Source organism: Stenotrophomonas rhizophila, assembly GCF_003751305.1.
Classification (GTDB): domain Bacteria; phylum Pseudomonadota; class Gammaproteobacteria; order Xanthomonadales; family Xanthomonadaceae; genus Stenotrophomonas; species Stenotrophomonas rhizophila_B.
Genome location: NZ_RJKV01000002.1, coordinates 838,733 through 865,605, shown reverse-complemented (window position 1 = coordinate 865,605; position 26,873 = coordinate 838,733). Strand labels below are relative to the sequence as shown.

Sequence of the window (26,873 nt, the reverse complement as noted above, 5' to 3'; positions counted from 1 at the left end):
GGCGAAGGCCTGAGTATTGGCAGGTCCACGCCCGTCCACCAGCGACGATTTTCAGTGCGAGGCATCAATTTTCCTTATGCTTAAACCAAGGCCCGATGACGACGGCTCGGCGCATTGGCGTCGTAGATGGCCATCATTGCACCCAACCCGGCAGGCGATGCGATGATGCATCACCCCTGCTCACGGCTCGCCCCATGCTCCGCCCCCAGCTGCCGCTCAACGCCCTGCGCGCCTTCGAGGCTGCCGCGCGGCACCAGAATTTCACCCGCGCCGCGCTGGAGCTGTGCGTCAGCCAGGCCGCGCTGAGCCATCAGATCCGGGCGCTGGAGGACCGGCTGGGCGTGTCGCTATTCACCCGGTTGCCGCGCGGGGTCGCCCTGACCGATGAGGGGGCCCGTCTGTATCCAGTGCTCAACGAGGCCTTCGACCGCATCGCGGTGAGCCTGGACCGCTTCGTCGGCGGACACTTCCGCGAGGTACTGAGCGTGGGGGTGGTCGGCACCTTCGCCACCGGCTGGCTGCTGCCGCGCCTGGGGGATTTCAACGCGCGCCATCCGGATATCGAACTGCGCCTGCAGACCCACAACAACCGCATCGATCTCGCCGGTGAAGGGCTGGACCTGGCGATCCGGTTCGGTGATGGCGATTGGCAGGGGCAGATCAGCGACGTCGTACTCGATGCACCGTTTGCGCCGCTGTGCGCGCCGGCGCTGGCACGTACGCTGCGGCAGCCGCGCGATCTGGCCAACGTGGCGTTGCTGCGCTCCTACCGCAGCGACGAGTGGCCACGCTGGCTGCAGGCGGCCGGAGCACCGGAACTGGACGCGCGTGGGCCGGTGTTCGATTCGTCGCTGACGCTGGCCAGTGCCGCCGCCGCAGGTGCGGGCGTGGCACTGTTGCCGTTGAAGATGTTCGAGCAGGACCTGGCCCAAGGGCGCTTGATCCAGCCCTTCGCGCAGACCCTGGACCTGGGCAGGTATTGGCTGACGCGGCTGCGCTCGCGCGCCGAGAGCGATGCGGCGGGCCGGTTCCGGGAATGGCTGGAGGCGCAGGACGATGTGCCGACCAGCGGTCGGCACCTACCGGTTGCCTGAGGGTGCCAGGGAGATGCCGACCGTTGGTCGGCATGCCGTTTACGCGTCCAGCAATTCCATCCACGTCTGCTCGGCCTTGCTGAGCAGGGTGGCGGTCGCTTCGCGGTCACGGCCAAGCACGGCCATGCGGGTCGCATCGGCATAGTTGGAGGGATCGGCCAGCTGGCGGTCCAGATCGGCCAGCAGCGCTTCCAGCTCGCCCACCTTGGCTTCGGCGGCGGCCAGCTTGTGCGGGTTGGCCGGCTTGCGCGCAGGCAGCGGCGGGGTCGGCGGCACCGGCTCCGGTGCGGCCGCGGCCATCTTCTGCTTGGTGCCCTGTGCGGCCGGACGCGAACGCAGCCACGCCGCGTAGGCATCCAGATCGCCGTCGAACGGCTCGACCACGCCATCGGCTACCCGCCAGAACGTGTCGCAGACCAGACCGATCAGATGGCGATCATGCGAGACCATCACGATCGCGCCTTCGAAGTCGGCCAGTGCTTCGGCCAGCGCTTCGCGCATTTCCAGGTCCAAGTGGTTGGTCGGTTCGTCGAGCAGCAGCACGTTCGGCTGCTGGTAGGCGATCAGCGCCAGGGCCAGGCGCGCGCGTTCGCCACCGGAGAAGCCGTCCACCGGTTCAAACGCGCGGTCGCCGGCGAAGTTCCACTTGCCGAGGAAATCGCGGAAGGACTGGTTCGGTGCGTCCGGGGCCAGGTCGCGGAAGTGCTCCATCGGTGACTGCCCTTCGTGCAGCGACTCCACCGTGTGCTGGGCGAAGTACCCGATGCGCAGGTCCGGATGCGCGGCACGCTCGCCACTGATCGGGTCCAGCTCGCCCACCAGGGTCTTCACCAGGGTGGTCTTACCGGCACCGTTCGGGCCGAGCAGGCCGATGCGCTGGCCAGCCTCCAGGCCAAAGCCCACGTTGCTCAGGATCACCGAATCGGCGCCGTAACCGGCCTCGACATGGTTCAGGCGGATCAGCGAGAACGGCAGTTTGGCCGGCGGCGCGAATTCGATGCGGAACTCGCGCTCGGCACGCACCGCTTCGGTACCGGCCAGCTTGGCCAGGCGCTTCATGCGGCTCTGCGCCTGCGCGGCCTTGCTGGCCTGCGCCTTGAAGCGATCAATGAAGCTCTGCAGATGCGCGCGCTCGGCCTGTTCCTTGTCGTGGGCGAGCTGCTGCTGACGCAGCTGTTCGGCACGCTGGCGCTCGAAATCGGTGTAGCCGCCGACGTACAGCTTGGCGCCGCCCCCGTGCAGATGCAGGGTGTGGGTGGCCACGTTGTCCAGGAACTCGCGGTCATGCGAGATCAGCAGCAGGGTGCCCGGGTACTTGAGCAGCCACTGCTCCAGCCAGAACACGGCGTCCAGATCCAAGTGGTTGGTCGGTTCGTCGAGCAGCAGCAGGTCGCTGGGCATCATCAGCGCGCGCGCCAGGTTCAGGCGCACACGCCAGCCGCCGGAGAACGAGGACACCGCGCGCGAGTGGGTCTCGGCCGGGAAGCCCAGGCCGTGCAGCAGCTTGCCGGCGCGCGCTTCCGCGTCATAGGCGCCGATCTCGGCCATCCGCTGATGGGCGGTGGCCACCGCCTCCCAGTCTTCGCGCGCCGCAGCCGCGGCCTCGTCGCGCATCACGGCGGCCACCTCGGTGTCACCCTCCAGCACGAACTGCAGCGCCGGGTCAGGCAGCGACGGGGTTTCCTGGGCCACGCTGGCGATGCGGATCTTGCCGGGCAGATCGACGTCGCCCTTGTCCGCCTCAAGCTCGCCCTTCACGGCAGCGAACAGGCTGGACTTGCCGGCGCCATTGCGGCCGACCACGCCGACGCGGTACCCCGCGTGCAGGGTCAGGTCGACGTTGGACAACAGCAGCCGCTCGCCACGGCGCAAGGCGAAGTTACGAAGGGAGATCATCTTGGGGGTCCATATAACGGAATGGAATGTGCTGGTGAGCACCTTTCCTGCGACGTAATTCTAACGTTAACGAATACTTGACGCGCCCCGGGATGCGCGGCGGGTCTCGTTCCTCTCTCCCACGACCCCGCCTGCGCTTCCCCGGGACCCTCCTGTCGAATCCAATGCCGCACGTAAATGGTTGCTTCTGCAACGTTTTTTACGAAAACGGCGAAAATTTGACAAGCGATGAATATCCCGTTAATTCGTCTATTGCGCACCGCAACACCCGCCTTCGCTGACCCGATCCTCGATGTCGTCATGTCGCTTTGGTGCAGCACCGTCACTACCGGAGCCACATCCTGATGAACCGCAAGACCAGTACGCTCGCCGCCGCCGTAGCTGTCGCGCTCGGTATGTCCAGCTTCGCCGCCACCGCCCAGGACGCCCCCGCCCGCACCGCGGCCAACACCCTGGACACCATCATCGTCACCGGCACCCGCGTGGCCGACCGCACCGTGGCCGAGTCCCAGTCGCCGATCGACATCATCACCCCCGAGGCATTGCAGTCCACCGGGACCACCGAGCTGGCCACCGCGCTGGCCCGCGCCCTGCCCTCGCTGAACTTCCCGCGCCCGGCACTGACCGATGGCACCAGCGGCATCCGCCCGGCGCAGCTGCGCGGCCTCTCCCCGGACCAGGTGCTGGTGCTGGTCAACGGCAAGCGCCGCCACACCTCCGCGCAGATCAACGTCAACGGCAGCATCGGCCGTGGCTCGTCGGCAGTGGACATCAACGCGATTCCGATCGCCTCGATCGAGCGCGTGGAAGTGCTGCGCGACGGCGCCTCGGCGCAGTACGGCTCGGATGCCATTGCCGGCGTGATCAACATCGTGCTCAAGGGCTCGTCCTCCGGCGGCAGCCTGGCGCTGGATGCCGGCCAGTACTCGGCCGGTGACGGCAACAAGTACCAGCTCTCCGGCGATACCGGTATCGGCTTCGCCGACGGCCGCGGCAGCGTGCATGTAGCCGGCCAGATCGTCCAGCAGGACGAGAGCAACCGTGCCGGCCCGTACCAGGGCACCGTGCCGAACACCAGCAACTTCCCCGACATCGGCCAGACCACCTTCGTGGTCGGCGACCCACAGGTGGATGCGACCGCCGCATCGGCCAACGCCAGCTTCCAGTTCAGCGACCACGTCTCGGCCTACGCCACCGCGATGGCCAGCAACCGTGACATCACCTCGTTCGCGTTCTACCGCTCGCGCAACAACCTCAACCAGGGCGCGCTGCTGGCGCAGACCTACCCGGATGGGTTCGTGCCGCAGATCAATCAGTATTCCAAGGACCGTTCGCTGGTCGCCGGGGTCAAGGGCGATACGGACAGCGGCTGGAACTGGGACGTCAGCTACAACTACGGCGCCAACAAGATCGATTTCCACACCCGCAACAGCATCAACTACGCGCTCGGCGTGAACAGCCCGCGCTCGTTCTACGACGGCGCGCTGGAGTACACCCAGAACATCGTCAATGCCGACGTGACCAAGACCCTGGATTGGGGCCTGGCCTACCCGGTCACGCTGTCCTTCGGCGGTGAATACCGCAAGGAAACCTGGGAGCAGTCGGCCGGTGAACTGAACTCGTACACCGGCAGCGGTGCACAGGGCTTCGGCGGCTTCACTCCGCTCAACGCGGTGGATGCCGACCGCGACAACTACGCTGTCTACGTAGGCCTGGAAGCGGACCTCACCGACAAGTTCTCCGCCGGTGCCACCGGCCGCTATGAGGACTACTCGGACTTCGGCGACAAGTTCTCCGGCAAGCTCTCCGCACGCTACGCCTTCACCGACAAGGTCGCCCTGCGCGCCACCGCCTCCAGCGGCTTCCGCGCCCCGTCGCTGGCCCAGCAGAGCTACCAGGCCGTCACCAGCACGATCGTCAACGGCGTGTTCGTCGAACGCGGCACCTTCCCGACCACCAGCCCCGCCGCGCAGGCGCTCGGCGCCAGCCCGCTGAAGGCCGAAAGCTCGACCTCCTACAGCCTGGGCCTGGTGCTGCAGCCGGTGGATCGTCTGTACCTGACCGTGGATGCGTACCAGATCGACATCGACGATCGCATCGTGTTGTCGACCAACATCACCACCAATACCGCCGCCAATTCGCTGCTTGCCGGCCTGGGGCTGCCGGGCGTCACCGCGTTCTCCTACTTCACCAACGGTGTGGACACCCGCACCCGCGGCGTGGATGCGGTCTCCAGCTACACGATTCCCTTTGCTGCCAGCTCGCTGGAACTCACCGCCGCCTACAGCTACAACGAGACCGAGGTGAAGAAGTTCATCGGCTCACCGGCGGTGTTCGGCGCGCTGGGCATCACCCAGTCGCTGATCGGCCGCGATGAGATCGGCCGCATCGAGGACAGCTACCCGCGCGACAAGGCCATCCTCAGCGGCACCTGGCGCACCGACCACTGGGACCTCAACCTGGCGGCCACCCGCTACGGCTCGTTCACGGTGCGCAATTCGGCCACCGCCCTGCGCGACCAGACCTATGACGCCTCGTGGGTCCTCGATGCCTCGGCCAGCTACAAGCCGAGCGAGAACTGGACCCTGACCCTGGGCGCGGACAACATCCTGGACCAGTATCCGGACCGCACCGTGGACCTGCAGAACTCCACCTGGGGCATGCTGCCGTACAGCAACTACTCGCCGTATGGGTTCAACGGCGCCTACGTGTACGGTCGCGTGACCTACAAGTGGTAAATGAATCTGCCTGATAAACCACATGCCCCGGTTCGCCGGGGCATGTGCGTTTTGGCCGCAGGAAACCGGGATTCCGCGCATTCACCCTTCAACGCACGGGCTGTCCCGGACAGCATATGACCTGCCCACGGGGACATAGCAGCATTGCGGTCGCCGATGTTTGCCCGGACCGGCCGCATCGGTGAAAATCGGGGCATCCCCTATTTCTGCGAGCCCCGATGCACCATGACACCGACCTGATCAACATCGTTGCCGTTGGCCTGGGGCTCGCCTTCATACTCGGCGCGCTGGCCAACAAGCTGCGGTTGTCTCCGCTCGTCGGTTATCTGATTGCAGGCATCTGCGTAGGGCCGTTCACCCCGGGCTTCGTTGCCGACCAGGCGCTGGCCAACCAGCTGGCCGAGATCGGCGTGATGCTGCTGATGTTCGGGGTCGGTCTGCACTTCTCGCTCAAAGACCTGATGGAGGTCAAAGCGATCGCCATCCCGGGTGCGATCGGCCAGATCCTGGTCGCCACCCTGCTCGGCTGGGGCCTGGCGGCGTTGATGGGCTGGCCGGTGATCTACGGCGTGGTGTTCGGTTTCTCGCTGGCCACCGCCAGTACCGTGGTGCTGCTGCGCGCGATGGAAGAACGGCGCCTGCTGGAAACCACGCGCGGCAAGATCGCCATCGGCTGGCTGATCGTGGAAGACCTGGCCTGCGTCCTGGCCCTGGTGATGATGCCGGTGCTGGCCGGCGTGTTCGGCCCGGATGCGGCCAATGAAACCCATACCGTCGGCAGCGTGCTGGCCAGCATCGGCTGGACCTTCGTGCAGCTGGGGCTGTTCGTGGCGGTGATGCTGGTAGTCGGGCGCCGGGTGATTCCGTGGATCCTGGAGCGCATCGCCGGGACCGGTTCGCGCGAGCTGTTCACGCTGGCCGTGCTGGCGATCGCGCTGGGCGTGGCGTTCGGCTCGGCCATGCTGTTCGGCGTGTCCTTCGCACTGGGCGCGTTCTTCGCCGGCATGCTGCTCAACGAATCCGAGCTGAGCCACAAGGCCGCCAACGATTCGCTGCCGCTGCGCGACGCCTTCGCGGTGCTGTTCTTCGTCTCGGTCGGCATGCTGTTCAATCCGGCCATCCTGATCGAGCATCCGTGGCAGGTGCTGGCGACCGCCGCGATCATCATGTTCGGCAAATCCGCCGCCGCGTTCGTGATCGTACGGGCCTTCGGCCACCCGACCGGTACCGCGCTGACCATTTCGGCCAGCCTGGCGCAGATCGGCGAATTCGCCTTCATCATCGCCGGCCTCGGCGTGACCCTGAAGATTCTGCCGCCGACAGGCCAGGCGCTGGTGCTGGCCGGTGCGCTGATCTCGATCATGCTCAACCCGCTGGTGTTCGGCCTGCTCGACCGCTGGCTGCTCAAAAACCAGGAAACCGCCCCCACCACCGTGGAGACGGAATTGCCGCCGGGCCCGTCGCTGGATCTGCACGACCACGCCATCGTGATCGGCTACGGCCGCGTCGGCAGCGCGCTGGCGCAGGTCCTGCGCGACCGTGGCGTGCCGGTGATGATCATCGACGACAACAAGGAACACGTCGCCGAAGCGCACGCGGCCGGGCTGCCCGGTATCCGCGGCAGCGCCGCGTCCGACCGCGTACTGGCCGAAGCGCATCCCGAGCGCGCCAAGATCGCCGTGCTGGCGATCCCGCAGCCGCTGGAGGCCGGTGAGACGCTGGCCAAGCTGCGCGCGCTCAACCCCGGCCTGACCCTGCTGGCACGCGCGCACAGCGATGCCGAGGTGAAGCACCTGCTCGCCCACGGTGCCGACGGCACGGTGATGGCCGAGCGCGAACTGGCCTACTCGCTGGCCGAGATGGTGATGTCCACCCCGCCGTACCGCACGATGGGTCAGCAGCACAGCATTCCGGTGGTGTGAGGGCCGCTACGCGACCGGTACGCAGATATCCGCGCGGAGGATGGCCTCGGGCACTTCTTCCGGATCATCCAGGTAGTGGTAGTACAGCTCCGCATCGCGCAGGGCGTGGCCACTGTCGGGCAGCCAGTCGCGTAGCAGGGCATCAGTAGCCGCTTCCAGGCCCGCGTAACTGCCCACATGGCGCAGCACGGCATACGTGCCACCGCCCAGCGTCAACGCACGCAGCGGAGCCGGTAGCGCCTGCGGCGTGCGCCCGAAGCCCATTGCGCAATCGAATACGCAGTCCTGCGCCGGCGCGTCGCGGTGGTCCGTCCGTGCGATGCCGATCAGCTGCTGCAGCTGTTCGGCCCAGCCCTGCTCGGCGGCCCAGGTGAATATCTCGCCGAAGGCCTGATCCAGATCATCGAAGGCCCCTTGCGTGCGTAGCGCGACCACATCGAACGGTTCCAGCGTGGTCACCGTGACCTGCATGGGTACCGTCCCGTCTGCGTGATCGCCGGCCGGCAGTGACAGCCGCTGCTGCCAGTGGCTGCGCAGCGCGGTGTCCTCGCGCAGGCGGGTGGGCGTGGCATCCAGTGCCTGGCGGCAGGCTCGGGCCAGCGCCTGCGGACTTTCGAAGCCGACGTTGAGCGCGACCTCGGTGACGCGGCGGTCGGCCTGGCCGAGCAGGGTCAGCGCCCGCAGCAAGCGCAGGCGCGCCACGGTGCGCCCGGGCGTTTCGCCGGTCAGCGCGCGATACAGGCGATGGAAGTGGAAAGGCGATTGGTGCGCGATCGCGGCCAGTGCCTCCAGATCCGGCAAGGGATCACCGGCGCGCAGGCATGTCTGCAGATGGGCGATGACGCGATCGATACCGTGGCGCTGGCGGATCTGGGCGATGCGGCGCATGGCGGGCTCCCTCTTTAGGTGACGCTCAGCGTGCGCCGCGTCGCGCTCCTGCGCGTGGCCGATCTTGCGCAGTTCCAGAACGTCAGCCGATGCTAACCCCACGCATGGCGCCGCGCCAAAACTACCACGGCGGCCGGCCCGCACCGGCCGCCGTGGGTCCTGCCGCTACGCCTTGGCCAACGCCTGCTCCAGATCCGCCAGCAGGTCGTCGATGTGCTCGATGCCGACCGACAAGCGCACCGTGTCTTCGCTGACCCCCGCCTTCTCCAGCTCGGCCGCATCCAACTGCCGGTGCGTGGTCGAGGCGGGATGCGTGGCCAGTGATTTGGCATCACCCAGGTTCACCAGCCGGGTAAACAACTGCAGCGCGTCCAGAAAACGCGCACCGGCCGCACGCCCACCCGGCAGCCCGAAGGTCAGCACGCCGGAGCCGTGCCCGCGCAGGTACTTCTGCACCAGCGCGTGTTCGGGGTGGTCGGGCAGCGCGGCGTAGTTGACCCAGGCCACCTTCGCGTGGCCCTGCAGGTGCTTGGCCACGGCCAGGGTATTCGCGTTGATACGGTCCAGCCGCAGTGCCAGCGTTTCGATGCCCTGCAGGATCAGGAAGGAATTGAACGGTGAGATCGCCGCGCCGGTATTACGCAGCGGTACCACCCGCGCGCGGCCGATGTAGGCGGCCGGCCCGAGTGCGTCGGTGTAGACCACGCCGTGGTAGCTCACGTCCGGCTCGTTCAAGCGGCGGAAGCGCTGCTTGTGCTCCGCCCAGGGGAAGCGCCCGGAATCCACGATCGCCCCGCCCAGGCTGGTGCCATGCCCACCGAGATACTTGGTCAGCGAATGCACCACGATGTCCGCGCCGAAATCGAACGAGCGCTGCAGGTAGGGCGTCGCCACCGTGTTGTCCACGATCAGCGGCACACCATGCGCATGTGCGATCTTCGCCACCGCTTCGATGTCGGTGATGTTGCCGCGCGGGTTGCCGATGGACTCGACGAACACCGCCTTGGTGCGGTCATCGATCAGCGCGCCGAACGCCTGCGGGTCGCGATAGTCGGCAAAGCGCGTTTCGATCCCGAACTGCGGCAGCGTGTGCGCGAACAGGTTGTAGGTGCCGCCGTACAGCGCACTGGCCGAGACAATATTGTCGCCGGCCTCGGCGATGGTCTGGATCGCGTAGGTGATCGCGGCCTGGCCCGAGGCCAGTGCGAGCGCACCGATGCCACCTTCGAGCGCGGCGATGCGCTGCTCCAGCACATCGGTGGTCGGGTTCATGATGCGGGTGTAGATGTTGCCCGGCACCTTCAGGTCGAACAGGTCCGCGCCATGCTGGGTGTCATCGAAGGCGTAGGCCACGGTCTGGTAGATCGGCACCGCCACCGCGCGGGTGGTGGGGTCAGGCCGATAACCGCCATGCACCGCGATGGTCTCCGCGCGCCACTGTGATTCGGGACTGCCGTGTTCGGACATATCGCATCGTCTCCAGGTGAATGCCGACGATACCGAACAAAAAACCCCCGCCGAAGCGGGGGTTCATGCCAAACATGCATGGTGTGAGACCCAACGGTTATCAGGCCGCCGGTGCGCGCGGGGCTCAGCCCTTCACGAACACCAGCTTGCCCTCGGCCGCATCGACCCGGATCACATCGCCGTTGAGGAACTCGCCGGAGAGGATCTTCTGCGCCAGCGGGTTCTCCAGCTGCGACTGGATCGCACGCTTGAGCGGGCGGGCGCCGTAGACCGGATCGAAGCCGACGTTGCCCAGCAGCTGGAAGGCGTCGTCGCTGACCTCGATGCGCAGGCCACGCTCGGCCAGGCGCTTTTCCAGACCCTGCATCTGGATGCGGGCGATCTGCTTGATCTGCACCTTGTCCAGCGGATGGAACACGACGATGTCGTCCAGGCGGTTGATGAATTCCGGGCGGAAATGCGCCTGCACCACGCCCATCACCGCCGCCTTCATCTGCATGTAGGCCTCCGGGCTGTCATCGCTGCTCATGTCCTGGATCTGGTGCGAGCCCAGGTTGGAGGTCATCACGATGACGGTGTTGCGGAAGTCCACCGTGCGGCCCTGGCCATCGGTCAAGCGGCCGTCGTCGAGCACCTGCAGCAGGATGTTGAACACATCCGGATGCGCCTTCTCCACTTCGTCCAGCAGGATCAGCGAGTACGGGCGACGGCGCACCGCCTCGGTCAGGTAGCCACCTTCTTCGTAGCCTACATAGCCCGGAGGCGCACCGATCAGGCGCGCGACGCTGTGCTTCTCCATGAACTCGCTCATGTCGATGCGGATCATCGCGTCGCTGCTGTCGAACAGGAATTCGGCCAGCGCCTTGCACAGTTCGGTCTTGCCCACGCCGGTCGGACCCAGGAACAGGAACGAGCCGCTCGGGCGATCCGGATCGGACAGGCCCGCACGCGAGCGCCGCACCGCATCGGACACCACCTTGATCGCCTCTTCCTGGCCCACCACGCGGTTGTGCAGCATGTCTTCCATGCGCAGCAGCTTGTCGCGCTCACCTTCCAGCATGCGGTTGACCGGGATGCCGGTCCAACGCGAGACCACCTCGGCGATCTCTTCGGCGGTGACCCGATCCTGCACCAGCTTGAACTCGCTGGTTTCCACTTCCTGCGCGGCCGCCAGCTGCTTTTCCAGCTGCGGCAGCTGCCCGTACTGGATCTCGCTCATGCGGCCGAAATCCTGGCGGCGCTGGGCCGATTCCAGCTCCAGCTTGGCCTGTTCGATCTGTTCCTTGATCCGGGTCGCGCCCTGCAGCGTTGCCTTCTCCGACTTCCAGATTTCGTTGAGATCGGAGAACTCGCGCTCCAGCGCATCGATGTCATTCTCAAGATCGGCCAGGCGCTGCCGCGAGGCATCGTCCTTTTCCTTCTTGAGCATTTCACGCTGGATCTTGAGCTGGATCAGGCGCCGCTCCAGGCGGTCCAGTTCCTCCGGCTTGGAGTCGATCTCCATGCGGATGCGCGAGGCCGCCTCGTCCATCAGGTCGATGGCCTTGTCGGGCAGCTGGCGGTCGGCGATGTAACGGTGCGACAGCGTGGCCGCCGCGACGATCGCCGGGTCGGTGATTTCCACACCATGGTGCACGGCGTACTTTTCCTTGAGCCCGCGCAGGATCGCGATGGTGTCTTCCACGCTCGGCTCGCCCACCAGCACCTTCTGGAAGCGGCGCTCCAGCGCAGCGTCCTTTTCGATGTACTTGCGGTATTCGTCCAGGGTGGTCGCACCGACGCAGTGCAGTTCACCGCGGGCGAGCGCCGGCTTGAGCATGTTGCCGGCATCCATCGCGCCATCGGCCTTGCCCGCACCGACCATGGTGTGCAGCTCGTCGATGAACAGGATCACCTGCCCTTCGCTCTTGGCCAGGTCGTTGAGCACGCCCTTCAGGCGCTCTTCGAACTCACCGCGGAACTTGGCGCCGGCGATCAGCGCGCCCATGTCCAGCGAGAGCACGCGCTTGCCACGCAGGCCTTCGGGCACTTCGTCGTTGATGATGCGCTGGGCCAGGCCTTCGACGATGGCGGTCTTGCCCACGCCGGGTTCGCCGATCAGCACCGGGTTGTTCTTGGTGCGGCGCTGCAGGACCTGGATGGTGCGACGGATCTCCTCATCGCGGCCGATCACCGGATCCAGCTTGCCGCTCTCGGCCCGCGCGGTCAGGTCGATGGTGTACTTCTCCAGCGCCTGGCGCTGGTCTTCGGCGTTTTCCGACTGCACGGTCTCGCCGCCGCGCACCTTGTCGATGGCGGTCTCGATCTTCTTCCTGTCGGCACCGGCGGCGCGCAGCGCCATGCCCAGGGTGCCGCCATCGTCCACCGCGGCCAGCACGAACCACTCGCTGGCGATGAAGGCATCGCCGTGCTGCTGGGCCAGCTTGTCGGTGTTATTGAGCAGCCGGTTCAGATCGTTGCCGATCGACAGGTTGCCTTCCTGCCCGGAGACCTTGGGCAGGGCCTCCAGGATTTCATTCAAGCGTTCGCGCAATACCGGCACGTTGACACCGGCCTGGGCCAGCAGCGGGCGCGTGCTGCCGCCCTGCTGGTCCAGCAGGGCGCTGAACACATGTACCGGTTCGATGATGTTGTGGTCGCGGCCCACGGCCAGCGACTGCGCGTCGGCCAGCGCCTGCTGGAAACGCGAGGTGAGCTTGTCCATCCGCATGTTCTTGTCCTCGATGTAAACGGGGCTGGCCGTGCCAGCACTGTCCCTGAGATGCGGTTACGCGCGCGTGTTTCAAGGGTGGATGAGATGCCGATTCAGGCGTGGTCAGGCGGTCGGAGGCCTGCCCAGCAGGGGCGGCTCGGCCGGACGCGGCACCAGGCAGCCGATGCCGCCAGGCAGGTCTAGAAACACGTCATAGCCGCCGGTGACGCCGTAGCCGATCCGCCAGGACGAGGGAAACAGATCCGGGGGCTGGAAGGCGATATCCACCGGAATGTGGGTCACGGTGTCGGTCAGCTGCAGAGGAGTATTGGCCTGGGCGTACTCGATGTCCTCCGCCCCGCGGGTGGTGATGACGTTCTTGCGCTGGATCGCGGCAGCGGGCACCGACGAGCGTGGCGCGCCGCGCATCTGGAAGGCTCCGTTGAAGCCAGTATCGACCAGCATCAGGTTGTTGTCCTGGCCGCGGATGGGAAAGCGCTGTTGCTGGAACGGTCCCCACAGCGACGAGGTCACTGCCATCCGGCGCGTGCACGCGGCCGGCGACTGTGCCCCCAGCAGGGTCAGCGTTTCACGCGAGAGCCTGATCCGCCCCAGCGCACGCAGTACGTCCAGCCCGATCAGGTTGAGCTCGCGCGTGGGTTCGCTGTTGAACGACACATCACCCACCCGCTGCCCACCCAACTCGATATCGATCGGTGCCACCAGGCCCGCCTGCTGGATATCGCCCTCGAGGATGCGCGACACCACGAAGTTGTCCGTCACCGCCAAACCAAGCGAGTCGGCCAGCCCGCGGCTGATGTGCGAGCGCGGGGCACCCGTATCGACGATGAAGGCCGCCTCGTGGGCGACCGGCGCGCCATCGCGCGTGCCGTGCAGGGTGAGCGTCACCGAGGGCAGCTCATTGCTGAACTGGATCGGCACCGCCACGTCCTGCCCCCGCTCGGCTGCGGGCAGCGCGCTACGCGGCCAGGTGGTGAAGGACGCGAATGCCGGCCGGGTGACATCGGGCACTTCATCGCCGGCCCTGAGCATCGGCACGATGGTGCGCTGGTAGTCCTCGCGCACGCGCAACATCAGGCTGGCCCATCCGGCGATATCGCCCTCGATCAGCGCATTGCCCGCGAGGGTGGACTCGCACAGGAACGCCAGACCCTGCAATGCGGGTGGGGCGTCCCGGGTTTCCTCCAGGCACTGGCGTGCTGCACGGTTGGAGGCGGCCAGTTCACCACGGACGCGGTGGTACCCGGCCGCGCCCAGGTGACGCCGCGGACCGGGTGCGCCGCTCATGTCGCGCAGCGTGGTCAGCTCCGCGCGCAGCACCGCGTCGCTGTAGCCGAACCCATCGTGCAGCGCCACCGGATCGGCCGCTACCGTGGCCGGCATCACCGCCACGCACATGCCCAGCACCCATCTCCGCATCGCGTACTCCCGTCTGCATCCCCGCTCGACCCTAGCACGGGAACCACGCTGCACTCACGCCTGCTTTCGACAGCGCGGGTCATGCTGAAAGCCGATTCGGCACGGAGTGGCGGCATGCATTACGAACTGTATTACTGGACCGGCATCCAGGGTCGCGGCGAGTTTGTCCGCCTCGCGCTTGAGGATGCCGGCGCCGGCTACACCGACATGGCGCGCGTGCACGGCGATGCCGTGATGCAGCCGTACCTGGACGGCAAGGTCGAGGGTCTGCAGCCGTTCGCTCCGCCCTTTCTACGCACGGGCAAGCAGGTCATCGCCCAGGTCGGCGCGATCCTGGATCATCTGGGACCGACGCTCGGCCTGGTGCCCGACGCCAGCTCACGGCGGCAGCAGGCACTCCAGCTGCAATTGACCATCGCCGATCTGGTCGCCGAGGTGCACGACACCCATCACCCCATCGCTGCGTCGAAGTACTACGAGGATCAGAAGCACGAAGCCAAGGCGCGCGCCGCGTCGATGCGCGGCGAGCGCATGCCCAAGTTCCTGACGTATTTCGAAAGCGTGCTGAAGCACAATGGCGGGCGGCATCCGCTGCGTGAGCATTCCTACGTGGATCTGTCGCTGTTCCAGCTGCTGAGCGGGCTGGACTACATGTTCCCGCGCCGCATGCAGGCGCTGTGGCCCACGCTGCCGCAACTGCGTGCATTGAAGGACCGCGTGGAGACCCGGCCCAACATCGCCGCGTACCTCTCTTCCGAACGGCGTCTGCCGTTCAACACCAACGGCATCTTCCGGCATTACCCGGAGCTGGATGGCGAGCAATGATGCCTCGCCGGCGGCCGCGACGCGTGCAGCGGTAGCTCACGACCGTTGGTCGTGAGCAGGTAGTGCCGGCCGCTGGCCGGCTCCGCAGCGGACCAGCCCATTCGGCAGCTCACGACCGTGGGGCGTGAGCGCAAGGAAAAGCAGCCGGCCAGCGGCCGGCACGACCGGGGCGTTACGCACGCTCCGCAGGCTGCTTCTGCAGCGAGAGCAGCGCCAGCAACCCGGCCAGCGCCACATACGCGCCGGTGAACTGCCAGCTGATGATCTTCGGCAGTCCTTCCAGCTGCCACGGCAGGTAGATGCCACCGCGCGGGTCCACCGAGTGGATCAGGCCGAACAGCGTCAGCGCCGCAGCCACCAGCAGGAACCCGGAGGCGCGCAGCAGCTTCCCGTCGATCATCGCCACCACAGCCGCGATCCACAGCATCGAGGTGATGATGAAGCCATTGCCCAGGGTGAAGATCACCGCCAGCTCCGGCAGGCCATGCCCGTCCAGGGTGGTGGTCATCGCTGCCAGCTGCTCCGGTGCGATCCAGCCCGGCGCCTTGATCGCCAGCAGGTAGGCCACCGAGGGCAGGAAACCGAGCACCATCGCGCCGGCATGTTCGCGCGGCGTGGCCTGGAAGGCCTGGGTGGTGATGTCGATCGCCACGTACACGATGATCGGGGCCAGCACGGCCAGCGGCAGCCACTGCACCAGCCCGGAGATCACCCCCAGCATGCCGCCGATGCCGACGAACAGGCCGGTCAGCAGCGTGTAACCGCTGCGCGCGCCCATGTGCTTGTAGGCCGGCTGGCCGATGTACGGTGTGGTCTGCGCCACACCGCCGCAGAAGCCGGCCACCAGCGTGGCGATGGCTTCCACCAGCAGGATGTCGCGGGTGCGGTAATCGTCACCGGCCGCGCGCGCGCTCTCGGAGACGTTGATGCCGCCCACCACCATCAGCAGGCCGAACGGCAGCAGCAGCGGCAGGTAGGTGATCGCGGTCGGCAGGCCGTCGATGAAGCCCAGCGTCGGCCACGGCAGCACCACCTGCGGCGGCACCCACTCGGGCACCTTGAAGCCCGGTGCGCCCAGCCCGGCAAGCCCGAGGCCGTAATACAGGATCGTGCCGAACACGAACGCGACCAGCACGCCGGGCGCGCGGATCGGCAGCTTGCGCTTGGCGATCAGCACGTACAGCAGCAGGCCCAGCGTGACGAACCCGACGATCGGCGAGCGCAGCGTTTCCAGCAGCGGCAGGAAGCCCATCAGCACGATCGCGATACCGGCGATGGAGCCCAGCAGCGAGGCACGCGGCAGCGCGCGGGTGACCGCTTCGCCGAAGAACGAGAGGATCACCTTCAGCACGCCCATGATCACCAGCGAGGCCATGCCCAGCTGCCAGGTGGCGATGGCCGCATCGTGCGGTGCCAGGCCCTGTCCCTTGAAGGCGAGGAAGGCCGGGCCGAGCACCAGCAGCGCCATGCCGATGCTGGTCGGCGCATCCAGGCCGAGCGGCATCGCGGTGACATCGTCACGACCGGTGCGCGCGGCCAGGCGTCGGGCCATCCAGGTGTAGAGCACGTTGCCGACCAGCACGCCGAAGGCGGTGCCCGGGAACATGCGGCCGAACACCACATCGGCCGGGAACTGGAAGATGCCGACCAGCGCCATCGCGATGAAGCCGAGGATCGACAGATTGTCGACCACCAGGCCGAAGAAGCCGTTGAGATCGCCGGCAACGAACCAGCGGGGACGTCCGGTGGGGACGGGAGCAGTGGCGGACATGCGCGGGGCGGCCGTGGGGAGGGGGTAGCCGATGGTAGGGCCTCCCCGCCCCCAGTAACAGGCGCATGGATGGAACACCGGGAAACGCCCGCCGATGGATCGCGTTGGGATCAGGGCTTGTTGAGGAAGTTGTTGGCCAGCAGGTCCCGCACATCCCCGACCCGCCCGCTCAGCAGCGCCTTGGCGGCGTACAGGGCAGTACCCGCCACCTGCTTGGCCTCCACCTGCGGCGGCATCACCAGTTCGGTCGGGCTGGTGTGCACGTCCAGCAGCGCCGGGCCGGGATGGGCCAGGATGTCCTGCACGGCCTGCTCCAGGTCGTCCGAGCGGGTGACCGTGCGCCCGTAGAAACCAATCACTTCGGCCAGCCGGCCGAAATCGGGGTTCTTCAGATCGGTGTAGTTGTCCAGCAGGCCTTCGACCTTCTGCTCCAGCTCCACGAAGTTCAGCGAGCTGTTGTTGTAGACCACCACCTTGATCGGCAGGTTTTCCTGCACGGCGGTGAGCAGGTCGCCGAGCAGCATCGCCAGGCCGCCGTCACCGGACAGCGAGATCACCTGCCGGCCCGGATAGGCCTTCTGCAGGCCCAGCGCCTGCGGCATCGCGTTGGCCATCGTGCCGTGCAGCAGGCTGGTCAGCGTGCGGCGGCGGCCGTTGACGCGGATATGGCGCAGGATCCAGACCATCGGCGAGCCGCCGTCGGCGGTGAACAGCGCATCATCGGCGGCATGGCGGTCGATCAGCGCGGTCAGGTGCTGCGGGTGGATCAGCTCGCCCTCGCCCGGGTGCTCTTCCTTGGCCCGCGTGGCCAGCGCCTTCTCACGGTGCTGCAGGCATTCGTCCAGGAAGCTGCGGTCCTCGCGCTCGGGCAGCAACGGCAGCAGCGCCTCCAGGGTCGGGCCGATGTCACCGACCACGCCAAGGTTCACGGGATGCCGGCGGCCAAGATGGCTGCCATCGCGATCCACCTGGATCAACGTGGCCTTGTCCGGGTAGTACTGGCCCCACGCGAAGTCCGCGCCGAGCAGCAGCAGCGTGTCGCAGGCCATCAGCGTGTGATACCCGGACTCGATGCCGAAGATGCCGGTCATGCCCATGTTGTACGGGTTGTCGTACTCCACGAAATCCTTCGCGCGCGAGGTATGCGCGATCGGCGCCTTGAGCCGGGCCCCGAGGGCGACCAGCGCATCGTGCGCATGCTCGCAGCCGGCGCCGGCATAGATGCCGATCCGCTTGCCCTCGCCGATCAGCGCCGCGATGCGCTGCAGTTCGTCGTCCGAGGGGCGCAGCACCGGCTGGGTGTAGTGCACCGAGAACGGCACATCGTGCTTGACCTCGGCTTCGCTGATGTCGGCGGGCAGTATCACCACCGCCACCCCGCGGCGGCTGATGGCGGCCTGGCAGGCGAGGGTCACGACGCGGCGCGCCTGCTCGGCGCTCTGTACCTGTTCGCAGAACACGCTGCAGCTGCCGTACACCGCCTTGAAATCGACTTCCTGCGGGAACTCCATGCCCAACTCGGCGGTGACCACCTGGCTGGCGATCAACACCATCGGCGCGCGGTTGCGGTTGGTCTCGAACACGCCGTTGATGAAGTGCAGGCCACCGGGGCCGCACGAGCCGGCGCAGGCGGTGAGCTGCCCGCTGATCAACGACTCGGCACCGGCGGCGAACGCGGCCACTTCCTCATGCCGCATGTGCACCCACTCGATCTCGCTGTGGTGGATGGCATCGGTGACGTAGTTGAGGGTATCGCCGACGATGCCGTAACAGTGACGGACACCGGCGGCCTGCAGGGTTTCAACCACGATCTCGGCAACGCGCTTGCTCATGACATGCTTCCACGACGAGGGGGAAGGGTCAGCGTAGTCGCGGGCAAGTGACACTCATGTAGGTTTACCCATGGCAGCGTCCGATCACGGCTGCGTGTTCACCCAGCCCACCACCGCGCCCCGTGTGCGATTGTCATAACGCACCTGCACCCAGCCATCGCGCTCATCCAGCAGTTCCACGCGGTCATCGCGCACCAGATACCGCTTGGTCGTGGCATCACCGGGCCGGGTGTACAGCGGCAGCCGCGTCACCATCACATGACCGGAAATGCGCAGCAGCGGCGCGCCGGCACGCGGCGTCTCCAGGCCATCGCCGATGGCAGTCTCCAGCACGTTGCCGTCAGGATCAAAGGTGCTCCAGACCGCCAGCGGACCGCTGTCGGCGGTCTGCTTGATGAACACGTAAGGCTCGAGCACATCGTCGAGCATCAGCAGGCGCTCGGCACGGTACAGGTACAGGCGCACACCGTCGTAGCGGTACTGGTCCACGTACCACATCGGACCGCTGCGGCAGCTGCTGCTCAGGGTGCGGTTGTCTTCGTCCACGGTCAGACCCATCAGGTCACCGCATTGCGCGCGGTCGTTCGGGATGGGCGCCAGAGCAACCAGTTCCTGTCGCGCTGGAACGTAGCGGTAGACCGCGACCGCTTCGTTGACCATGCCGACCGAGGCACGTGCCACCAGCTCCGGATGGCCATCGAAATCGACGTCCTCGGCGGACAGGCGTGCGTTGCCGTCCGCGTCGGTCACCCCGGGCAGCACCTGACGCTTGCCCGACGGTGCCAGTACGACGGAAATACCGCCGTCGCCCTGCAGCGTCGCCTGCACCTGCACGCCGGCAGCCACCTCGAGCTGAAGCCGGGCCGGGGCGGCAGCCTGCGCGTGCGCGCACGTCACCGCCAGGCCCATCAACAGCGCGGCCAGCATCGCATCCCTGTGTTTCATCATCACTCCGTGCAGCGCCACCGCGGCGCCCTGGCTCAGAACGATACTTCAACCGCCTGCTGTGCCCACAGCACCGACTGGTGCCCGGTGGCCTGTTTCCATGCCAGGCGGATCGCTTCGATGTCGGCGCGGCGCTGCGGGGTGTTCTCGTGCAGGACCACCAGCACCTTGGTGCGCAGGCGGTTCGGCTCGGGCGCACCGCGGAACAGCCACTGGCCGTAGGCGTCGAACACGGTCAGGCCGTCCGGGAAGCGCGGGGTCACTTGCTTGTCGAGGAAGGCGCGCCACTGCGCGTCGGTGATGCCTTCGGTCTGCGGCCGATCGGCCACGCCGGTTTCTTCCCCCACCCCGAAATAGAGCTCGCTGCGGACCCAGCCGGCCGCCGCATCCGGGCGCGCCGCATCGCCCTGCAGGGTGGCCGTGGCGGTGGCGGGCGGGGTCGGCTTGGCAGCCGGGGCGGCGGTGGCACAGCCGCTGGTGGCCAGGACCAGGGCAAACACAATGGCGCGGAACGACATGGACAACTCTCCGGAAACACGGGGACAGGCAGGGGAAGAAGCGTGCCGGACATCCGGGTCCGGCGCAGATCGCCAACGGCTATCTGCTGATAACCACCGCGACGGGACTTGCGTCACACGGGGCGATCACGCGAAGATAATATATCGCTTCATCCGGATGGATTGGTAGTACCGACCACTGGTCGCCAACGCCGGTCCCCCTCCCCCATCCCTCCCCCTCGTCGTCCTGCTGGAGTCCGCATGTCCCGTCCGTCCGCGTCCCGCCTTGGCCTTGCCATCGCGCTCGTCCTCTCCTCCCCCCTGCTGGCCCAGGACGTACTTGCGCAGGACGCGCCGAACACTGCCAAAACGCTGGACACCGTGATCGTCACCGGCACCCGCGCCGTCGACCGGACCGTGCTGGAATCGACCTCGCCGGTAGACGTGCTCACCGCCGAGGACATCCGCAAGGCCGGCGTGGTCAACGGCGAACTGGGCAGCGCGCTGCAGGCGCTGCTGCCCTCGTTCAACTTCCCGCGCCAGTCCAACTCCGGCGGTGCCGACCACATCCGTGCCGCCCAGCTGCGCGGGCTCTCGCCCGATCAGGTGCTGGTGCTGGTCAACGGCAAGCGCCGCCACAGCAGCGCGCTGGTCAACACCGACAGCAAGATCGGCAAGGGCACCACACCGGTCGATTTCAACGCGATCCCGGTCAGCGCGATCAAGCGCATCGAGGTGCTGCGCGATGGCGCCGGCGCGCTGTACGGCTCCGATGCGGTGGCCGGCGTGATCAACGTGATCCTGGATGACGCCCCGGAAGGTGGCGCGTTCGAAGCCAGCTTCGGCGCCAACCACACCGATTTGAAGCCGATCGACCGCACCCTCACCGATGGCCAGACCAGCTACGCCAGCGCCAAGGTCGGTACCGCACTGGGCGACGACGGCGGCTTCCTGCGCGTCGGCCTGGAGCTGAAGAACCACGAGGGCACCAACCGAGCCGGCTTCGATCAGATCCCGCCGTGGGACCAGAGCGATACCAACCTTGCCCTGCAGGGCAAGCGCAACTACGTGCTCGGCGACGGCAAGACCAAGGATCTCAACGCCTGGTACAACGCGCAGCTGCCGTTCGGTGAAACCTCCACGTTCTACAGCTTCGCCACCTTCAACCAGCGCGACAGCGAAGGCGCGAACTACTTCCGCTATCCGGACAGCGATGCCAACTGGGCCCAGGTCTACCCCAACGGCTACCGCCCGATCTCCGAAGGCGAAAACCGCGACGTACAGGCCGTGGCCGGTGCGAAGGGCCAGTGGGGCGAGTGGAACTACGATGCCAGCCTGGATTACGGCATCAACACGTTCACCTACCGCCTGCGCAACTCGATCAACGCCTCGCTGGGCCCGACCAGCCCGACCCGCTTCAAGACCGGCGACTACCGCAATGAACTGACCGTCGCGAACGTCGACCTCGGCCGCGTGTTCTCGCAGGGCGACAGCATCACCCACAGCCTGGGCCTGGGCCTGGAAGCGCGCCGCGACCATTACCAAACCCGCCCCGGTGACCCGAGCAGCTATGCCGCGGGCCCGTTCACGGATCGCCCGACCGGCTCGCAGGCGGGTGGCGGCCTGACTCCGCAGGACGCCACCTCGCTGTCGCGCGATGTGGCCAGCGCCTATGTCAGCCTGTCCAGCCAGTTCGGCGAGCATTTCTCCAGCGATCTGGCGGCGCGCTACGAGCACAGCGACGACTTCGGCGGTGAGCTCACCGGCAAGCTCGGCCTGCGCTACGAATTCACCCCGGCCTTCGCGCTGCGCGGTGCGATCTCCAACAACTTCCGCGCGCCGTCGCTGGCGCAGATCGGCTACGAGTCGACCTCCACCGGCTACAACGCGGCCGGCCAACTGGTGCAGGGCCGTGTGCTGTCGGTCAACAATCCGATCGCGCGTGGCCTGGGTGCCACCGATCTGAAGCCGGAGAAGTCGCTCAACACCAGCCTGGGCTTCACCAGCCGCATCGGCGACCACTTCGATGTTTCGCTGGACTTCTTCCAGATCGACATCGATGACCGCATCGCGCTGTCGGAGAGCATCACCGGTGATGCGTTGACCGACTACGTGCAGCAGCAGTTCGGGGTGGCCGGCCTGCAGAGCGCCAGCTTCTTCGTCAACGCCGCCGATACCCGCACCCGCGGTGCGGAACTGGTGAGCAACTGGCGGCAGTCGCTGGGTGACGGCGAACTGGTGCTGACCGGCACCTATGCCTATACCAAGACCACGCTGAAGAACGTGCTCGCCACGCCGCCGGGCCTGCTCGCGCTGGATCCGGACTACGTGCTGTTCGGCGTGGAAGAAACCAATACGCTGACCGATGCCACGCCGCGCACCCGCGCCGCGCTCGCCGCCAGCTGGGCCGACGATCATTGGTCGCTGACCAGCCGTCTGAGCCGGTATGGCAGCGTGACCCGCGTGTTCAACTTCGGCGATGGCTACATCCCCCGCCAGACCTACGGCGCCGAGTGGCAGCTGGATGCCGAAGTGGAATACAAGATCACCCCGCAGTGGAGCGTGGCGGTGGGTGGGCAGAACCTGACCGACAACTACTCGGATCTGTCCAACGACGACATCTACTACTTCGGCAACCTGCCGTACGACGTACTGTCACCGATCGGCAGCAATGGTGCGTATTACTACGGGCGCGTGCGGTATACCTTCTGACCGGTAGCGCCGGCCGCTGGCCGGCGCCTCCGTGCAGCGGCGCAACGCCATGAAGCGTTGCCGGCCAGCGGCGGGCATTACAGCGTGGATGTGGTCATCATTAACCTGGTAATCACATCCACGCTGGCATGTTGGCCGCTATGGCCAACGACTTCCCCCAACGTCCGCCGCCGCCACTGCTGGACGATGCCTGTGCGCTGTTCCTGGACGTGGATGGCACCCTTATCGAATTCGCGGACGACCCCGAGTCGGTCGTCCTGCTGCCGGATGTGCGTGAAGCCATCGGCCGCATCAGCGACCGGCTGGATGGCGCGGTCGCCCTGATCAGCGGGCGACCGCTCGCCCAGCTGGACGCGCTGTTCGCTCCCTTGAACCTGCCCGCCGCCGGGCTGCACGGCCATGAGCTGCGCAACCATGAGCAGCGCGCGCAGAGCAGCGATCCGTCCGCCGATACCAGCGAGTGGCTGCATGCCCTGCACCAGCAGGCGATGCGGTTCGCGCACGGCACGCCCGGCGTCCTGGTCGAGGACAAGGGCCGCAGCCTGGCCCTGCACTGGCGCGGGGCGCCACACGCCGCCGACGACGTGCGCGCGTTCGCCGAGCGGCATATCCGCGGCCATGCCGGCTACCGGCTGCAGCCCGGCGACCATGTCATCGAATTCCTGCCCGAAGGCAGCGACAAGGGGCGCGCGCTGCGGCAGTTGATGCTGCAGCCGCCGTTCCGCGATCGCATGCCGGTGTTCGTCGGCGACGACCTCACCGATGAATTCGGCTTCGGCGCCGCCAACGACCTGCATGGCTGGAGCGTGCTGGTCGGTGAACGCGAGCCCAGCGATGCGGTGTTCGCCCTGCCCACCATACGCAGCGTGCACGCCTGGCTTCGCGAGAATGCCTACTGATGCCTTGACCCCCAAGGCCCCCTGACGCCGCGCGCAGGTCTCCCCCACCGGTGTGCCACCGCGGCATGACACGAGACTTTCTGCATCATGAGCGAACCCGATCTGAATCTGGGCGTGGTCGGCAATGGCAGCTTCGGCGCGCTGATCGACAAGCACGCGCGCGTCGTCTGGAGTTGCCTGCCTACCTTCGACGGCGACCCAACCTTCTGCGCCCTGCTCGGCCCCAATCAACAGGAAGGCGGTGACTTCGGCATCGAGCTGGAGGACATGGTCGACAGCGAGCAGAGCTACCTGACCAATACCGCCATCCTGCGCACCGTACTGCGCGACAAGCATGGCGGCGCACTGGAAATCATCGATTTCGCACCGCGCTGGCGTCAGAACGACCGTTTCTACCGGCCGGTCAGCCTGATCCGCCAGGTGCGGCCGCTGTCCGGCAACCCGCGCATCATCGTGCGCGCGCGCCCGCTGGCCGACTGGGGCGCCCGCGTCCCGGATGCCACGTGGGGCAGCAACCATATCCGTTGGGTGCTCCCCGACCATGTGCTGCGCCTGACCACCGATGTGCCGCTGCGTTTCGTCCGCGATGGCCTGCCGTTCGTGCTCAACCATCCCGTGCATCTGGTGCTCGGCGTGGACGAATCGCTGAACCGTTCGCTCAGTGGCTACGTGCAGGAATCCTTCCAGCGCACGCGCGACTACTGGCGCGAATGGGTGCGTTATCTGTCCATCCCGCTGGAATGGCAGGACGCGGTGATCCGCAGCGCGATCACGCTCAAGCTCTGCCAGTACGAAGACAGCGGCGCGATCATCGCCGCGATGACCACCTCCATTCCCGAAGCGCCCGGCAGCATCCGCAACTGGGATTACCGCTACTGCTGGCTGCGCGATGCCGCCTTCGTGGTGCGCACGCTCAACCGCCTCGGCGCGACCCGCACGATGGAGCAGTTCCTGGGCTACATCTTCAACCTGGCCACCGCCGATGGCAGCCTGCAGCCGCTGTATGGCATCAGCTTCGAAGCCAAGCTGGAGGAAACCGAAGTGGCGTCGCTGTCCGGCTACCGCGGCATGGGCCCAGTGCGGCGCGGCAACCTGGCCTGGGTGCAGCGCCAGCACGATGTGTACGGCAGCGTGGTGCTCGCCTCCACCCAGTTGTTCTTTGATCGTCGCCTGCAGGATCCGGGCGATGCGCATACGTTCGCGCGGCTGGAGCCGCTTGGCGAGCAGGCGTTCACCCTGCACGACGTACCCGATGCCGGGCTGTGGGAGTTCCGCGGCCGCACCGAAGTGCACACCTACACCAGCGCGATGTGCTGGGCCGCGTGCGACCGCCTGTGCAAGATCGCGGTGCGCCTGAAGCTGGATGACCGCGCCACTTACTGGCGCGAGCGCGCCGACACCATCCACACGCGCATCCTGCGCGAGGCATGGAGCGAGGAACTCGGCCACTTCACCGACACCTTCGGCGGCCACCGGCTGGATGCCTCGTTGCTGCTGCTGGCCGACATCGGCTTCATCGAGGCGACCGATGCGCGCTTCGTCGCCACGGTCGAAGCAATTGGCCGCGATCTCAAGCACGGCAACGCGCTGTACCGCTACGTGGCGCCGGATGACTTCGGTGAGCCGGAAACCAGCTTCACCATCTGCACGTTCTGGTACATCGACGCACTGGCCGCGATCGGTCGCCTGGACGAAGCGCGCGAGATGTTCGAAACGCTGCTGGAGCGCCGCAACCATCTGGGCCTGCTGTCGGAGGATCTGGCCTTCGACAACGGCGAAGCGTGGGGCAACTTCCCGCAGACCTATTCGCACGTCGGCCTGATCACCGCCGCCATGCGCCTGTCGCGCAGCTGGCAGGAGGCCTCATGAGCCGCCTGGTCGTCGTCTCCAACCGGGTCGCCGTTCCCGGTGAATCCCGCGCCGGCGGCCTGGCGGTCGGCCTGCTGGCCGCGCTCAAGGAGCGTGGCGGCCTGTGGTTCGGCTGGAGCGGCAAGTCGGTCCGTGACAACAGCGGCGCCCTGCACGAGCAGGTAGACGGTGACATCCGCTACGTCACCATGGACCTCAACAAGCGCGACGTCGATGGCTACTACAACGGCTTCGCCAACCGCACATTGTGGCCGCTGCTGCACTTCCGGCTGGACCTGGTCGACTACGATCGCGCCACGCGCGAAACGTATCGCCGGGTCAATGCGCTGTTCGCCGAGAAGCTCGCGCCGCTGCTGCGCGAGGACGATATCGTCTGGATCCACGACTATCACCTGATCCCGCTCGCGTCGTTGCTGCGCGAGCGTGGCATCGGCTGCCGCATCGGTTTCTTCCTGCATGTGCCGATGCCCTCGGCCGATCTGCTGCAGGCGCTGCCGGATCACCTGCGGCTGTTCTCCAGCCTGTACGCCTACGATCTGGTCGGCTTCCAGACCCAGCGCGATGCGGACCGTTTCCAGTCCTACGTGCGGCTGTTCGGTGGCGGCCGGGTACTGCCGGATGGCGAGCTGGAAGCGCCCGGCGGTCGGCGTTTCCGCGCTGCCGCTTTCCCGATCGGCATCGATACCGAGTTCATCGCCCGCCAGGCCAAGGCCGGTGCGAACAAGCCGGCGGTCAAGGACCTGCGCGGGAGCCTGCGCAATCGTCAGCTGGCGATCGGTGTGGACCGGCTGGACTACTCCAAGGGACTGCCCGAGCGTTTCCAGGGGTTCGAACGGTATCTGGAGCGCCATCCGGACCAGCACGGCTCGCTGACCTACCTGCAGATCGCCCCGGTCTCGCGAGGGGATGTCACCGAGTACCGTCACCTGCGCAGCCAGCTGGAACAGATCGCCGGCCACATCAACGGCGGTCATGCCGCGCCGGACTGGACCCCGCTGCGTTACGTCAATCAGAACTTCACCCACGCCACCCTGACCGGTTTCTACCGGGCGGCGGCGGTGGGACTGGTGACGCCACTGCGCGATGGCATGAACCTGGTCGCCAAGGAGTACGTGGCCTCGCAGGATCCGGAAAACCCGGGCGTGCTGGTGCTCTCACTGCTGGCCGGTGCCGCCGATGAATTGAAGCAGGCGCTGCTGGTCAATCCCCATGACCTCGATGGCGTCGCCGATGCGATCGCCACAGCGGCAACCATGCCGCTGAAGAAGCGCGTGGAGCGCTGGCAGGCGATGATGGAGCACCTGCGCACCTACGACATCAATCATTGGCGGCGGACGTATCTGCAGGCGCTGGAAGGGTGATGCCGGCCAGCGGCCGGCACTACCA

At 66.9% G+C, this 26,873-nt stretch carries 17 protein-coding genes; 8 read left to right on the top strand and 9 right to left on the bottom strand.

The annotated features are described in order from the left end of the window. Positions 1-194 precede the first annotated feature (194 nt). On the top strand, positions 195-1,094 hold the full coding sequence (locus EDF74_RS12350; RefSeq protein WP_123730385.1) for a LysR family transcriptional regulator: 900 nt from the start codon (positions 195-197) through the stop codon (positions 1,092-1,094). Positions 1,095-1,133: 39 nt separating this feature from the next. Here the strand turns inward: EDF74_RS12350 and EDF74_RS12345 are convergent, their stop codons facing one another. After that, positions 1,134-2,990, bottom strand: a complete 1,857-nt coding sequence (locus EDF74_RS12345) for an ABC-F family ATP-binding cassette domain-containing protein (protein ID WP_123730384.1) — start codon at positions 2,988-2,990, stop codon at positions 1,134-1,136. Positions 2,991-3,334: 344 nt separating this feature from the next. Here EDF74_RS12345 and EDF74_RS12340 point away from each other — a divergent pair, with 344 nt between their 5' ends. Both EDF74_RS12340 and ybaL read left to right on the top strand, forming a co-directional pair. Beyond that, positions 3,335-5,728, top strand: a complete 2,394-nt coding sequence (locus EDF74_RS12340) for a TonB-dependent receptor plug domain-containing protein (protein WP_123730383.1) — start codon at positions 3,335-3,337, stop codon at positions 5,726-5,728. A 218-nt stretch (positions 5,729-5,946) separates the two neighbouring features. Then, positions 5,947-7,650, top strand: coding sequence for a YbaL family putative K(+) efflux transporter (gene ybaL / locus EDF74_RS12335; protein ID WP_123730382.1), 1,704 nt, complete (start codon positions 5,947-5,949; stop codon positions 7,648-7,650). 6 nt (positions 7,651-7,656) lie between these two features. Here ybaL and EDF74_RS12330 read toward each other — a convergent pair whose 3' ends face one another. The 4 genes from EDF74_RS12330 to EDF74_RS12315 all read right to left on the bottom strand — a co-directional run bounded on the left by EDF74_RS12330 (position 7,657) and on the right by EDF74_RS12315 (position 14,137). Further along, complete coding sequence (locus EDF74_RS12330) at positions 7,657-8,538, bottom strand: AraC family transcriptional regulator (RefSeq protein WP_123730381.1); 882 nt, start codon at positions 8,536-8,538, stop codon at positions 7,657-7,659. A gap of 165 nt (positions 8,539-8,703) precedes the next feature. Beyond that, positions 8,704-10,005 (bottom strand): O-acetylhomoserine aminocarboxypropyltransferase/cysteine synthase family protein, encoded by a 1,302-nt coding sequence (locus EDF74_RS12325; protein ID WP_123730380.1) that lies wholly within the window; start codon positions 10,003-10,005, stop codon positions 8,704-8,706. 124 nt (positions 10,006-10,129) lie between these two features. After that, on the bottom strand, positions 10,130-12,715 hold the full coding sequence (clpB, locus tag EDF74_RS12320; protein WP_123730379.1) for an ATP-dependent chaperone ClpB: 2,586 nt from the start codon (positions 12,713-12,715) through the stop codon (positions 10,130-10,132). A gap of 105 nt (positions 12,716-12,820) precedes the next feature. Further along, positions 12,821-14,137 (bottom strand): retropepsin-like aspartic protease, encoded by a 1,317-nt coding sequence (locus EDF74_RS12315; protein ID WP_123730378.1) that lies wholly within the window; start codon positions 14,135-14,137, stop codon positions 12,821-12,823. A 114-nt stretch (positions 14,138-14,251) separates the two neighbouring features. Here EDF74_RS12315 and EDF74_RS12310 point away from each other — a divergent pair, with 114 nt between their 5' ends. Continuing rightward, positions 14,252-14,962 (top strand): glutathione S-transferase, encoded by a 711-nt coding sequence (locus EDF74_RS12310; protein ID WP_123730377.1) that lies wholly within the window; start codon positions 14,252-14,254, stop codon positions 14,960-14,962. Positions 14,963-15,134: 172 nt separating this feature from the next. Here EDF74_RS12310 and EDF74_RS12305 read toward each other — a convergent pair whose 3' ends face one another. The 4 genes from EDF74_RS12305 to EDF74_RS12290 form a co-directional block, all read right to left on the bottom strand. Further along, positions 15,135-16,733 carry a hypothetical protein gene (locus EDF74_RS12305; RefSeq protein WP_123730376.1) on the bottom strand — a complete coding sequence of 533 codons (1,599 nt, stop codon included), beginning with the start codon at positions 16,731-16,733 and terminating at the stop codon, positions 15,135-15,137. A 110-nt stretch (positions 16,734-16,843) separates the two neighbouring features. Then, entirely contained in the window at positions 16,844-18,565 is a 1,722-nt protein-coding gene (locus EDF74_RS12300) for a thiamine pyrophosphate-dependent enzyme (RefSeq protein WP_123730375.1), read from the bottom strand. Positions 18,566-18,649: 84 nt separating this feature from the next. Beyond that, positions 18,650-19,510: an XAC2610-related protein gene (locus EDF74_RS12295; RefSeq protein WP_123730374.1), complete on the bottom strand. Its 861-nt coding sequence runs from the start codon at positions 19,508-19,510 to the stop codon at positions 18,650-18,652. A 35-nt stretch (positions 19,511-19,545) separates the two neighbouring features. Beyond that, positions 19,546-20,028, bottom strand: coding sequence for a DUF3574 domain-containing protein (locus EDF74_RS12290; RefSeq protein WP_184997222.1), 483 nt, complete (start codon positions 20,026-20,028; stop codon positions 19,546-19,548). A 240-nt stretch (positions 20,029-20,268) separates the two neighbouring features. Between EDF74_RS12290 and EDF74_RS12285 the strand changes: the two genes are divergently transcribed. The 4 genes from EDF74_RS12285 (at position 20,269) to otsA (ending at position 26,848) form a co-directional block, all read left to right on the top strand. Further along, positions 20,269-22,719, top strand: a complete 2,451-nt coding sequence (locus tag EDF74_RS12285) for a TonB-dependent receptor plug domain-containing protein (RefSeq protein WP_123730373.1) — start codon at positions 20,269-20,271, stop codon at positions 22,717-22,719. A 140-nt stretch (positions 22,720-22,859) separates the two neighbouring features. Further along, positions 22,860-23,618, top strand: coding sequence for a trehalose-phosphatase (gene otsB / locus EDF74_RS12280; RefSeq protein WP_123730372.1), 759 nt, complete (start codon positions 22,860-22,862; stop codon positions 23,616-23,618). A gap of 87 nt (positions 23,619-23,705) precedes the next feature. Continuing rightward, positions 23,706-25,487, top strand: a complete 1,782-nt coding sequence (locus EDF74_RS12275) for a glycoside hydrolase family 15 protein (protein ID WP_123730371.1) — start codon at positions 23,706-23,708, stop codon at positions 25,485-25,487. After that, positions 25,484-26,848 (top strand): alpha,alpha-trehalose-phosphate synthase (UDP-forming), encoded by a 1,365-nt coding sequence (otsA, locus tag EDF74_RS12270; RefSeq protein ID WP_123730370.1) that lies wholly within the window; start codon positions 25,484-25,486, stop codon positions 26,846-26,848. The genes EDF74_RS12275 and otsA overlap by 4 nt, the downstream gene beginning before the upstream one ends. Positions 26,849-26,873: the final 25 nt, after the last annotated feature.